Genomic DNA, 12,518 nt, shown 5'->3' with positions numbered 1-12,518 from the left:
GGTCCGTCACTACCGGGGCAGCACCACGACGTACGCGGCCGGATCACGGTCCGCCGCCGCCATCAGGGCGGTACGGACCACCGCCGCCTGCTGCTCCATCGACTCCCGCAGCTTCTTCGGGGTGATGTACACGACCGTGATGCCGAGGCGCTCCAGATGCTCGCGCTTGCGGACGTACTCCGACCACAGGGCGTCCTCGTCCTGCCGGTGGCCCTGACGGGGGGCCCGCGTGTCCAGCTCCACCGCGACGGCCTGCTCCGGCCAGTAGGCGTCCAGGCCGCCGAGGTGGGGGCCGCCGGGCAGGCGCAGGTCGACGTTCCAGACGGGGTCGGGCAGGGCGTGGTCGCGGACCATCTCGTACAGGCGGTCCTCCGCGATCGCGCGGCCCTCGGCGAGCAGCGAGTCCACCGCGTCCACCACGTGCGGCCGGGACAGCAGCTTCGCCTGGTTCAACTCCCGTACCACCGAGGCAGGTTCGCAGTGGCCGCCGCGGACGGCCTCGGTCAGCAGCCGGCGTACGGCCCCCGCGTCCGTCAGCTCGGCGACCGCGTCGGCGAGGGCCCGCGGAACCGGTGCCACCGGCAGGCCCGTCACCTGCTCGGGCTGGGGGAGCGCGGGGGTGCGCAGCAGGCGGGCACAGCCCGCGGAGCGCAGCCGGCGCATACGGGGGACCAGGACGTCGATCGTGTCCAGCGCGGTCAGCGGCGGCGTCGCCGCGAAGCCGTGCAGGGTCAGTGCGGCGAGCCCCGTGATCACCGCGTCGGGGTAGCGGGGGGCGGCGTGGCCCTCGCCCGCGTTCGGCTGCGAGGGCACCCCGGACGCCCGTTCCCGCGCCGCGTACATCAGCACCGCGTGCAGGCGCTCCTCGCTGGTCGGCGGGCCGGGGTGGAGCAGGAAGACGCCGGGCAGGAACTGCTGCCAGGGGCCGCCGGGGCGGCAGTGCTCGTTCGTCTCGGAAGGCTGGACACCGTGCGACTTCAGCTGCGCCGCCGTCATGACACGGCGGTGCACCTCGGAGAGGTGGCGCAGCGGGCGGGGGGAGAGCGGGGGGAGCGGGGCGTTGTGGTTCATGCCCCGGAGGTTCCCGCGTCCCGTCCGCCTCCTAACCGCTGTTACACGGTCGTCGACAAATACGGACAACCCAGCACTAAAGGACGGGTGTTCGGATGCCGAGTAGGCACGGAAAACCCCTGGTCCGTTCGGGTTGGACCAGGGGTTACGGCTGCTATTGCCTGAATTCCGTAACGGTCACGGAGGGCCGTGATCGTTGGCCAGAGGTCGTGTGCGGTTGACGCCGCTTTGGACGGCGCGTTCGCCTACGGGGCGCCGTCAGCGGGCGGCGCCCCCACGGCTCACTCGTGCGCCGCGTCGCACGCCTGCCCCCGCAGCCCCCGCGCCAGATCGTCCCGCGCCTCCAGCACCAGCCGCCGCAGCGCCGGGGCCGCGTCCTCGTGGGCCGCGAGCCACGCGTCCGCGGCGTCCAGCGTCGCCTGTGAGTGCTGGAGCGCCGGGAACAGGCCCCGGACCACGTCCATGCCGATCTGGATGGACCGCTCGGACCACACCCGCTCGATGGCCGCGAAGTACTTCTCGGCGTACGGCGCGAGCAGCTCCCGCTGGTTCGACTGCGCAAAGCCCGCGATGGTCGCCTCGACCAGGGCGTTGGACAGCGCGTCCGACTCGACGACCTGCGCCCACGCCTGGGCCTTCACCGCCTCGGACGGCCGGGCGGCGAGGCAGCGCACCTGGTGGCGCCGGCCGGTCGCGGTGTCGTCCCGGGCCAGTTCGGCCGCCAGCGCCGACTCGTCGACCACGCCGTGCGCGGCCAGCGGCTCCAGGAACACCCAGCGCAGCTCCTGGTCGACGTCGAGACCCTCGATGGCGGCCGTACCGTCGAGCAGGCCGGTCAGCAGCTCCAGGCCCGGCTCGTCCGTCACCCGGGCGAAGAACCGCGCCATCGCCAGCTGGTGTTCGCTGCCGTGCTCGGCGGCGTACAGCTGGTCCAGGGTGCCCCGCCTGAGCAGCTCGGCGCCCTGGGCCCGCCACTTCGGCGCCGCGTAGTTCGTCAGCGCCGACTCGGCCCAGGCGTGCAGCATCTGCAGGACGCCGATGTCGGACTCCCGGTGCGCGAACTCCAGCACCAGGCCGATGAACTCGCGCGCCGGCAGCAGCGCGTCCCGCGTCATGTTCCACAGCGCCGACCAGCACAGGGCGCGGGCCAGCGGATCGGTCAGGTCGCCCAGGGCGACACGCAGCGTCGCCAGCGACGTCTCGTCGAAACGGGTCTTGCAGTACGTCAGGTCGTCGTCGTTGACCAGCACCAGCTCCGGCGCCTCGGCGCCCGCCAGCTCCGCCACCACCGTCCGCGGCCCGTCGACGTCCACCTCGGCGCGCGCGTACCGGGCCAGCTCGCCGCCCGCACCGCGCCGGTACAGACCCACGGCCACCCGGTGCGGGCGCAGCTCCGGGTGCGACTCGGCGGCCTCCTGCACCACCGCCAGCTCGCTCACCCTGCCCTCGGGGTCCAGCAGCACCTGCGGCGTCAGCGAGTTCACGCCCGCCGTCTGCAGCCAGGACCGCGCCCAGGCGCTCATGTCCCGGCCGCTGGTCTCCTCCAGCACCGACAGCAGGTCACCGAGGCGCGTGTTGCCGTACGCGTGCCGCTTGAAGTAGCGCCGGGCGCCCTCCAGGAACGCGTCCTGGCCGACGTACGCCACGAGCTGCTTCAGGACGGAGGCGCCCTTGGCGTAGGTGATGCCGTCGAAGTTCAGCTTCGCGTCCTGCAGGTCGCGGATGTCCGCGGTGATCGGGTGCGTGGAGGGCAGCTGGTCGGCGCGGTACGCCCAGGCCTTGCGGCGGTTGGCGAAGGTGATCCAGGCGTCCTTGAAGCGGGTCGCGCCGACGCTCGCGAACGTGCCCATGAAGTCCGCGAAGGACTCCTTCAGCCACAGGTCGTCCCACCACACCATGGTGACCAGGTCGCCGAACCACATGTGCGCCATCTCGTGCAGGATGACGTTCGCCCGGCCCTCGTAGGAGGTGCGGGTCACCTTCCCGCGGAAGATGAACTCCTCGCGGAAGGTGACCATCCCCGGGTTCTCCATCGCGCCGAGGTTGTACTCCGGCACGAACGCCTGGTCGTACTTCCCGAAGGGGTACGGGTAGTCGAAGTGGTCGTGGAAGAAGTCCAGGCCCTGCTTGGTGACCAGGAAGACGTCCTCGGCGTCGAAGTGGGGCGCCAGCGCCTTGCGGCACATCGCGCCCAGGGGGACCTCCAGGGTCGTGCCGTCGTCGAAGGTGCGCGCGTAGGAGTCCGTGACGTAGTGGTACGGGCCCGCCACCACGCAGGTGATGTACGTCGAGATCGGCTTGGTCTCCGCGAACCGCCACGTCCCGTCGGCGAGTTCACCGGCCCCGTTGCTCCACACGGTCCAGCCCTCGGGCGCCCGCACCTCGAAGCGGAAGGGTGCCTTGAGGTCCGGCTGCTCGAAGCCCGCGAAGACACGGCGGGAGTCGGCAGGCTCGTACTGGGTGTACAGGTACACCTCGCCGTCCTCGGGATCGACGAAGCGGTGCAGGCCCTCGCCGGTGCGGGAGTAGGCGCACTGGGCGTCGACGGTCAGCTCGTTGTCGGCGGCCAGGTCCTCCAGGACGATCCGTGAACCGTCGAAGACCTCGCTCGGGTCCAGGTCCTTGCCGTTGAGGGAGACGGCCGTCACGCTCGGCGCGATCAGGTCCGCGAAGCTGGTGGCGCCGGGCTCGGCGCAGCGGAAGCGGATGGTGGTGACCGAGCGGAACGTGCGCGGCGCCTCGCTCCCGGCGTCCCGGTCGCCGACGGCGGAACGCACGTCCAGGGACACGTCGTACCCGTCGACGGACAGCAGGGCGGCCCGCTCTCGGGCCTCGTCACGGGACAGATTCTCACCGGGCACGGGCGGCGCTCCCTCGGGTGGTGTTCAGTATGCGGACGGACGGTCCTGATCCTGCCATGCGCCCTGCCCGCACGGCACCGGGGAATGACATGCCGGGCGGCGGCGTTGCCCCAGACGTTGCGCGGACCCACGCCTGCCTCATGAGGAGAGACATGTCGGAGAAGACCCCCGTCGACTTCTGGTTCGACCCGCTGTGCCCCTGGGCCTGGATGACCTCCCGCTGGGTGCTGGAGGTGGAGAAGGTCCGTGACATCGAGGTGCGGTGGCACATCATGAGCCTGGCCGTGCTGAACGAGGACAAGCTGGACGAACTGCCCGAGGAGTACCGCGAGATGCTCGCCACGCACGCGTGGAAGCCGGTACGCGTGGTGACCGCCGCCTGGCAGAAGCACGGCGACGACGTCCTCGGCCCCCTCTACACCGCGCTCGGCACCCGCTTCCACAACAACGGCGAGGGCCCGACCACCGAGGCCATAGCCGGCGCGCTGGCCGACGCCGGGCTGCCCGCCGATCTGATCGACTACGCCGACCAGGAGGACTTCGAGTTCGACGCCGAGCTGCGCGCCTCCCACAAGGAGGGCATCGGCAAGGTCGGCCAGGAGGTCGGCACGCCGGTCATCGCCGTCCCCGGCGCCGACGGTGAGCAGCTCGCCTTCTTCGGTCCGGTCGTCACCCCCGCCCCCAAGGGCGAGGATGCCGCCAAGCTCTGGGACGGCACCCTCGCCGTGGCCTCCGTGCCGGGCTTCTACGAGATCAAGCGCACCCGGACGAAGGGGCCGGACTTCAGCAACCTGTAGGGGTCACTCCTGGGCGGCGGCCTCCTCCTCGCGGAACCTCTCGGGGAGGAGGCCGCGGTCGTACTTGTTGAGGTGGCGGTAGTACGTCAGACACCCCTTGGCCATGCAGCGCCAGAGGTTGTCCACGTCGTAGCCGTTCCCTCTGTCCGCCCGGATCGCCGCCTTCTCCTCGCCGTTGACGAGCCGGAAGTCCTGCATCGTGCCGCAGGTCGGGCACGACAGCCTGAACGTCCTCATCAACCCCTCCTAGCCATCACCGCCAGATCGGGGAAGTCGGTCACCACCGCGTCGACTCCCAGTGCGTAGTACAGCGCGTACTCCGCGAACGCGTCCCCGAAATCGTTCGCTCCGCTGCCACGCCGGAACCGGGCGGGCAGGAACTGGTTCTCCGCCCGGAAGGTGTACGGCCCGATCCGCAGCCCCGCGGCATGCGCGTCCGCCACGAGGGACGAGGCGGCGACCGACGACTTGTCCGGCCCGATCCAGTCCGCGTACTCGGCGATCCGCGCCAGCCCCGCCGGGGTCATCATGTCCTGGTACGTCGTCGGATCACCGGCCGAGACCAGGTCGTACGGCCCACCCGTGGTCCCCAGCGCCTGCCACAGCGGCACCTTCAGCCGCTCCGCCGCCATCCGCCGCAGGCTCGTCGGCTCGAAGGACTGCACGACGCACTCGCGCGGACCGAGCCGGTTGCGGCGGACGGCGGAGGCCAGCTTCGGCTCCAGCGGCAGGCCGATCGAGCGGAAGTACGTCGGATGCTTGGTCTCGGGGAAGACGGCGATCGTACGGCCGTACGCCCTCGACAGCCGCCGCGCCAGATCCACCACCTCCTGGAAGGTGAGCACCTCCTCGCGCCCGTCGAACACCGTGTTCCGGTTGCGCACCAGCGGCAGCCGCTCCACCGCCCGCAGCGTCTTCAGCTCCGCCAGCGTGAAGTCCTCCGTGAACCAGCCGGTCACCGACCGCCCGTCCACCGTCTTCGTCGTACGGCGCCCCGCGAACTCCGCACGCGCGGCCACGTCCGTGGTCTGCGAGATCTCGTTCTCGTGCCGGACCACCAGCACATGGTCCTTCGTCGGCACCAGGTCCGGTTCTATCCAGTCGGCGCCGGTCTGCACGGCGTACGTGTACGAGGCCGCCGTGTGCTCCGGACGCCAGCCGGCCGCGCCGCGGTGGCCGATGACGAGCGGACGCCGGGCGGGCGCGGGTTGCTCGGCCGCCTGTGCCGGGAGGGCCGTGGCCGCCGGGGCCGCGGCGGCCGCGAGCAGCAGGGAACGACGTCTGAGGTGCATGTGACTCCCTTGTGTCGTCGGGTCGTTCACGCGCGTGCCGTGTGCCGGGCCCGGGCCAGCCGGGCCAGATGGTCCTGGTAGGACCTCGCGTAGTACGCCGCCCGCTCGGCGTCGGGCTCGACGACCGCCGTCGGCTCGGTCCAGGCCGCCGTGTCCAGAGCGAGACCGAACCGCGAGGCCGCCGCCAGCACCGCCCCCCGGGCCCCCACCTCGCCCTCGACGACCCTGAGCGGCCGGCCCAGCACGTCGGCGAGCAGCCGCATCCAGGCGGGGCTGCGCGTGCCGCCGCCGCACACGGCGAGCGAGCCGGTCAGCCCCGCCGCCTCCAGGCAGTGGCGGGCCGCGAAGCCGATGCCCTCGCAGGTCGCGCGGATCAGGTCGGCCTTCGTGGACTCCAGGCAGACCCCGGTGAGCTCGGCGCGCAGCCGGGGCTCGACGAAGGGCGCGCGCTCGCCCGACGGCGCGAAGTACGGCAGCACACGGACACCGTTCGCACCGGGCGGGGTCTCGGCCAGCAGCCCGTCGACCTCCTCGTGCCGGACGCCCGTCGTCGACAGCACCCAGTCCAGCGCCGCCGTGCCGACCATCGCGGGCATCGCACGCAGCCAGTACCCGGGGCGGTCGGTGCTGATGTACAGGCCGGCCGGCTCGCCGGTCAGGTCCAGGTCGGTCGTCGTGACCAGGCTGGCCAGGCAGGTACCGACGATGAGGAGACCGTCGCCGGGGGAGGTCACCCCCGCCCCCAGTGCGCAGGCCGGCAGATCGTACGGGCCGTTCGAGATCCGGGTGCCGGCCGGCAGACCCTCGCCGCGCGTGCGGGCCGTCGCGATCGGGTCGCTGACGGGGGCGAGGAGGCCACGGCGACGGGTCAGGCCCAGCAACTCGACGACCCGGTTGTCGTACGTCCGCGTACGCGGGTCCAGGAACGGCATCGACGCGTCCGAGACGTCGGTGGTCGGACCTGCTCCCGTCAGGCGCTGGAACACCATGTCCTTGCAGTACAGGGCGGCCTTCGCGGCATCCAGCGCCTTCGGCTCGTGACTGTCCAGCCAGGTAAGGAGCGGGCCCGGACAGCCCGGGAACATCGCGCTGCCGGTGCGCCGGAACACCGTCTCGAAGGTGCCGTCGGCCAGCCAGCGGGCGACGAGTTCATGCGCCCGGCCGTCCATCCACGAGGCGGCCGGGCGCACCGGGCGCCCCTCGGCGTCCACCAGCCAGACGCCGTCGCCCTGGCCGGTGAGGCCGGCGAGCTCGACCGGTTCCGGGACGCGGGCGGTCACCTCGGCGAGTACGGCGACGACCGCGCCGTACACCTCGTCCATGTCCTGCTCGACGACCCCGCCGTGCAGGGAGAGGTCCACCGGGCGGGAGGCCACGGCCAGTTCACGGCCGGCGTGGTCGAAGGCGGCGGCCTTCACCGTGGACGTGCCTACATCGATACCGACGTACATTCCCACCCACCTCTTCGGCTCGGTCGACTGTGCGGTGCTTCCTGCGGCTGGGGTGCCGGATCTCTGGCTCTTTCGCCTACGAGGCGCCATATGCCGCGCCCCTTCGGCTCCTTCGCGGCCGGTGTCGTCGGACCAGTGAGGTCGGTGGGCACGCACTCGGCGCGAACGGCGCTCAGGTCAGGGCGTGTGCCAGTGGCTCCCCGCGTGCCCAGCGGCCCACCTCCTCGGCGGCGATGCGTGCCGCCTTCTCCGCCACCGCGCGGGACGCGCCGCCCAGGTGCGGGGTCAGGACGACCCGGTCGGCGAGGGCGTGCAGGCGTGAGTCGCCGGGAAGCGGCTCCCGGACGTACGTGTCCAGGGCCGCTGCCGACACCTGGCCGCTCTCCAGGGCGTCGCACAGGGCTCCCTCGTCCAGGAGCGGGCCGCGCGCCGCGTTCACCACGATCGCGCCGGGCGGCAGCAGGGCCAGCTCCCGGGCGCCGATCAGGCCGTGGGTCTCGGCGGTGAGCCGGGCGTGCAGGGTGATCACCTGTGAGGACCGCAGGAGGTGGTCCAGAGTGGGGACGCGCAGGCCGTGGATCTCGTGGTGGTGGACGTACGGGTCGTAGACCGACACTCGTGCCCCGAAGGCGCACAACACCCTGGCCACGCGGCTGCCCACCGCCCCGTAACCGACCAGCCCGACGGGCAGGTCCTCCAGCTCCAGGCCGCTGTGCTCGTACGTGTAGTAGGTCGCACCCTCCCAACTGCCCTGCCGGGCGAGCAGGTCGTGGGCCTGGGGGATACGGCGCAGGGCGGCCAGCATGAGGCCGACGGTGAACTCGGCGGTGGCGGCGGCGTTGCGGCCGGGGGCGTAGCACACGCGGACGTCGTGCCTCTTGGCCGCGTCCAGGTTGACGTTCACCGGGCCGCCCCGGCAGACGACGACCAGGCGGAGGTCCGGGCAGGCGTCGAGGACGCGTTCCGTCACCGGGCCCATCTGGGTGACCAGCACCCGCGCCCCGGCGAGTGCGCCGATGAGCTCGTCCTCGGCGTCGCTCGCCTCCTTCACCTCGGCCACCGGGCCGAAGGGGTCGAGCGGCCAGCCGAGGGTCAGTTCCCGTACGTCACAGGGGAGTTCCCGGCCGAGTGCCGCGCTGATGAGTGACGGCAGGATGAAGTGGTCGCCGGCGGCCACCACACGCACGCTGTTCCCGCTGGTCATCGAAGGGATTCTCCCGTCTCGGCGTCGAAGACATGGGTGAGGTGGGGGTCGGCGGTGATGTGCACCCGGTCGTCGTGGGCGAGGCGGACCTCGGGGTCGGTGAGGACGACGAGGGAGGGTTCCACGCCCTCCAGGGCGAGGGTGGCGATGCCCGATTCGAGGAGGGGCTCGTGCGCCAGGACGCGGGCGGGGATGCCTTCCTCGCCGCTCAGGCGCAGGTCCTCGGGCCGGACGCCGACCACCACGTCCCGGCCCGCGGCCACCGGCACCGGAAGTGCCACGCGCACGGTGCCGGAGAGGCGGGCGTGGGCGCCGGCTTCCGCGACGCCCCGCACGAGGTTGATCGCCGGTTCGCCGACGAAGTCCGCGACGAAGACGTTGGCCGGGCTGTCGTAGATCTCGTACGGGGTGCCGAGCTGCTGGATGACGCCGTCCTTCATCACGGCGATCCGGTCGGCGAGGGAGAGGGCCTCCTCCTGGTCGTGGGTGACGAGGATGGTCGTATGGCCCAGGTCGCGCTGGATGCGCTTGAGTTCGCGGCGCGTGGTGTCGCGCTGGGCCGCGTCCAGGTGGGAGAGCGGTTCGTCGAGGAGGAGCACGTCGGGTTCGCGGATGAGCGCGCGGGCCAGACTGACCCGTTGCTTCTCGCCGCTGGACAGGCCCGCGGGGCGGGCGTCGAGGACGGCGGTGAGGTCGACGCGCTCGGCGATCTCCCTGACCTTGCGGTCGACGTCACCCCGGTCGGCCCGCTTGCGTGCCTTCAGCCCGAACGCCAGGTTCTGCGCCACCGTCAGCGGCGGATAGAGGGCGTAGTTCTCGAAGGCGACCCCGATGTTGCGCCGCTGGGCCGGACGCCCGGTCACCGAGGTGCCGCCGACCAGGATGTCCCCGCCGGTCACCGTCTCCAGCCCGGCGATCATCCGCAGGGTCGTCGACTTGCCGCAGCCCGAAGGGCCCAGCAGGCCCAGCAGCTCGCCGGAGCGCAGGGCCAGGTCGATGCCGCGCACGGCGTCCACGGCCGGACGGCCCCGCGCACGGTAGGTCTTGCGCAGATCACGTAGCTCCAGCTCGGTCATCGCGGCCCTTCGTCACGGTCGGTGGCTCAGAACCCGTCCGGCCCGATCCGCCGTGGGTCCTGGCGCAGACTTCGTAGGTGACCTTGTGCTCGTCCAGGTCCCGCAGCGCCTGAGCCGACGCCCCGTCGTCGACGAGGAGCAGATCGAAGCGGGAGAGGGGGACCACCCGGTGCAGGGCGACCCGGGCGAGCTTGGTGTGGTCGATCAGCAGGACGTTGCGGGCCGCCGCGTCGAGCATGGCCCGCTTCACCGACACGATGTGCTGCTCCTGGTGGTAGGCGTACCCCCCGCGCACCGCCGACGTCGACGCGAAGCACACGTCCACCCGCAGCTGCTCGATCGCCTCCACGCAGGACACACCGAGGAAGGAGGAGTGCAGCGGATCGTAGTCGCCGCCGAGGGCCATGAGGTGGATGCCGCGCTGGTCGGAGAGGAGATTGATCGCCTCCAGGAAGTTGGTGACGACCGTGAGCGGGGTGACCTCGCCGTGCCGCAGTCTGCGGGCTATCTCCAGGGTGGAGGTGGAGTCGTCCAGCATGATCGCCATACCGGGCTCGATGAGCTTCAGCGCGCGGTCGGCGACGGCGGCCTTCTCCGCGCGCATGGTCTTCAGCCGGTACTGGACGTTGGACTCGAAGACCCCGGAGGGCTGCGCGGTCACGCCGCCGCGGAACTTGCGTACGATGCCCTGCCGTTCGAGCTCGTCGAGGTCCCGGTGGATGGTCATCAGGCTCACCCCGAAGCGTTCGGCCAGGTCGGCGGCGGTCGCCGAGCCGTCGGCGAGCACCTGCTCGGCCATGGCCGCCTGGCGGGCCGCGGGGCCCTGCTGACCGCTGCTGTTGCTGCTGCTCATCGTGCGCTCATCTCGATCCGTCGTCCTGGGGATTTGGCCGGTCGGCCTCGAACAGCAGCAGGTTCTCAGGCCGTACCGACAGCCGTACCGGGTCGTCGGGACGCAGGCCCGCCACGTCGCCGCGCGGGGCGACCAGCGACAGGTGCTGCTCGCCCAGCCGGACGGTGACCTCGACGGACCGGCCGAGCACCTCGGTGACGTAGACCGTGCCGGTGAGTTGGTGACCGGGGCCCTCGCCGAGGGTGAGGTCGCGGGGCCGGACGCCGATCAGCACCTCGGTACCGGGAGCGGCCCCGGCCCTGATCGGCAGCTCGGCCCCGCCGTCCGCCGAGCGGAAACCGCCGTCGGCCGTGACGGCGCCCGGCAGCAGGTTGATCCGGGGGCGCCCGAAGGCCCGCGCGACCTCCGTGTCGTACGGCTCGTACCAGATCTCCTCCCGCGTCCCCGTCTGCACGAGCCGCCCCGCACGGAGCACCCCGATCCGGTCGCCGAGCGCCAGCGCCTCCACGGAGTCGTGGGTGACGTAGAGGGTGGTCGTACGCCGCACCGCCCCGATCGCCTTGAGCTCGGCCCGCATCTGCTGGCGCAGCTTGGCGTCCAGGTGGGAGAGGGGCTCGTCGAGGAGGAACGCGCGGGCGGGGCGGACCAGGACCCGGCCGAGCGCGACGCGCTGACGCTGCCCGTTGGACAGCTGCCCGACCGGACGGTCCAACAGCGCCGAGATACCGAGGAGTTCGGCGATCTCGCCGATCCGCTCGCGGGCCCGCGCGGCCGGCAGGCGGTGGCGCGGGGAGCGCAGGGGCGAGGCGAGGTTGTCGTAGGCCGACTTGTGCGGATAGAGGGCGTAGCTCTCGAAGCACATCGCCACGCCGCGGTCGTACGGCTCGACGCCGCTCATGTCCTTGCCGTCGAGCCGGACCGTGCCCGCGTCGGGCCGTTCGAGTCCGGCGACGGTCTTGAGCGTCGTCGTCTTGCCCGCGCCGGACGGGCCGAGCAGGCAGAAGAACTCGCCCTCGCGGACCTCCAGGTCGAGGTCGTCCAGGGCCGTCGTCCCGCCGTACGCCTTCCTGATGCCGTCGAGCGCGATCACGACTTCACCGCCCCGAACGACAGACCCCGCACCAGATAGCGCTGGATCGTCAGCGCGAGCAGCAGCGGCGGTACGACGGAGACGAGGGCCGCCGCGGCCGTCAGGTTGTACTTGGGTCGGTCGCCGCCGAGGAAGGACAGCGCACCCACGGTCACCGTCTGGGCCTCGTTGGAGGTGAGGATGAGGGGGAAGACGAAGTTGTTCCAGGCGAAGATGAAGGCGAGCAGCGACACCGCCGCCACGCCCGGCTTCACCAGCGGCAGGGCCACCCGTACGAACGCCTGCTTGCGCGTGTAGCCGTCCAGCAGCGCAGCCTGCTCCAGCTCGGGGGTGAGGTCCGCGAAGTACGACCGCATGATCCACACGATCAGGGGGAGGGTGACGAGCTGGAGCACCCACACCATGCCGACGTACGTGTCGAACAGCCCGAGCTTCTGGTACAGCACGAACAGCGGGATGATCACGGTGAGTTCGGGCGCGAACCGGAACGACAGCAGCGTGAACATCAGGTTCTCGGAGCCCTTGAACCGCCAGCGCGCCGAGGCGTACGCGGCCGGCAGCCCCACGAGGAGCGACAGGGCCACCGCGCCCACCGACACGACCAGGCTGTTGACGAAGAACCGCAGGAACGGGATGCCCTCGCTGTCGCCGAGGACCGTGCGGTAGCCGTCGAGGGTGGGGGAGAAGGAGAAGTAGGTGGAGAAGAGTTCGTTCGTCGGCTTCAGGGAGAGGATCACCATCCAGGCGATCGGGAACAGCGCGAAGAGGAAGTAGAGGATGAGGGCGGCGTCGGCCAGCCACCCCAACAGACGCTTGCGCATGG

The 12,518-nt window shown here is 71.7% G+C and carries 11 protein-coding genes; 1 reads left to right on the top strand and 10 read right to left on the bottom strand.

All coding sequences use genetic code 11. The features are described 5' to 3' along the window. Positions 1-9: 9 nt before the first annotated feature. Positions 10-1,071, bottom strand: a complete 1,062-nt coding sequence (locus ACFYNL_RS09825) for a hypothetical protein (protein WP_388799378.1) — start codon at positions 1,069-1,071, stop codon at positions 10-12. A gap of 281 nt (positions 1,072-1,352) precedes the next feature. After that, positions 1,353-3,932, bottom strand: a complete 2,580-nt coding sequence (pepN, locus tag ACFYNL_RS09820; RefSeq protein WP_388799375.1) for an aminopeptidase N — start codon at positions 3,930-3,932, stop codon at positions 1,353-1,355. 152 nt (positions 3,933-4,084) lie between these two features. On the opposite strand from pepN, the gene ACFYNL_RS09815 reads away from it, so the two are divergent. Next, positions 4,085-4,729, top strand: a complete 645-nt coding sequence (locus tag ACFYNL_RS09815) for a DsbA family protein (protein ID WP_388799372.1) — start codon at positions 4,085-4,087, stop codon at positions 4,727-4,729. Between the two features lie 3 nt (positions 4,730-4,732). Here ACFYNL_RS09815 and ACFYNL_RS09810 read toward each other — a convergent pair whose 3' ends face one another. The 8 genes from ACFYNL_RS09810 to ACFYNL_RS09775 all read right to left on the bottom strand — a co-directional run bounded on the left by ACFYNL_RS09810 (position 4,733) and on the right by ACFYNL_RS09775 (position 12,516). Further along, positions 4,733-4,966, bottom strand: a complete 234-nt coding sequence (locus tag ACFYNL_RS09810) for a hypothetical protein (protein ID WP_388799369.1) — start codon at positions 4,964-4,966, stop codon at positions 4,733-4,735. Further along, complete coding sequence (locus tag ACFYNL_RS09805; protein WP_388799366.1) at positions 4,966-6,021, bottom strand: glycerophosphodiester phosphodiesterase family protein; 1,056 nt, start codon at positions 6,019-6,021, stop codon at positions 4,966-4,968. The genes ACFYNL_RS09810 and ACFYNL_RS09805 overlap by 1 nt, the downstream gene beginning before the upstream one ends. A 26-nt stretch (positions 6,022-6,047) precedes the next feature. Next, on the bottom strand, positions 6,048-7,472 hold the full coding sequence (locus ACFYNL_RS09800) for an FGGY family carbohydrate kinase (protein ID WP_388799363.1): 1,425 nt from the start codon (positions 7,470-7,472) through the stop codon (positions 6,048-6,050). A gap of 172 nt (positions 7,473-7,644) precedes the next feature. Beyond that, a complete protein-coding gene (locus ACFYNL_RS09795) occupies positions 7,645-8,676 on the bottom strand; it encodes a 2-hydroxyacid dehydrogenase (protein WP_388799360.1) in 1,032 nt (343 codons plus the stop codon). Next, positions 8,673-9,752 carry an ABC transporter ATP-binding protein gene (locus ACFYNL_RS09790; protein ID WP_388799357.1) on the bottom strand — a complete coding sequence of 360 codons (1,080 nt, stop codon included), beginning with the start codon at positions 9,750-9,752 and terminating at the stop codon, positions 8,673-8,675. The genes ACFYNL_RS09795 and ACFYNL_RS09790 overlap by 4 nt, the downstream gene beginning before the upstream one ends. Further along, on the bottom strand, positions 9,730-10,605 hold the full coding sequence (locus ACFYNL_RS09785) for a DeoR/GlpR family DNA-binding transcription regulator (RefSeq protein WP_388799354.1): 876 nt from the start codon (positions 10,603-10,605) through the stop codon (positions 9,730-9,732). Before ACFYNL_RS09785 ends, ACFYNL_RS09790 begins: the two co-directional genes overlap by 23 nt. A 7-nt stretch (positions 10,606-10,612) precedes the next feature. Beyond that, positions 10,613-11,695, bottom strand: a complete 1,083-nt coding sequence (locus ACFYNL_RS09780) for an ABC transporter ATP-binding protein (RefSeq protein ID WP_388799351.1) — start codon at positions 11,693-11,695, stop codon at positions 10,613-10,615. After that, entirely contained in the window at positions 11,692-12,516 is an 825-nt protein-coding gene (locus tag ACFYNL_RS09775; protein WP_388799348.1) for a carbohydrate ABC transporter permease, read from the bottom strand. Before ACFYNL_RS09775 ends, ACFYNL_RS09780 begins: the two co-directional genes overlap by 4 nt. Between the last annotated feature and the right edge of the window lie 2 nt (positions 12,517-12,518).

The organism is Streptomyces sp. NPDC007808, assembly GCF_042868655.1.
GTDB lineage: Bacteria > Actinomycetota > Actinomycetes > Streptomycetales > Streptomycetaceae > Streptomyces.
Note: the sequence above shows the minus strand (reverse complement) of the source record. Positions and strands in the feature narration are given on the sequence as shown.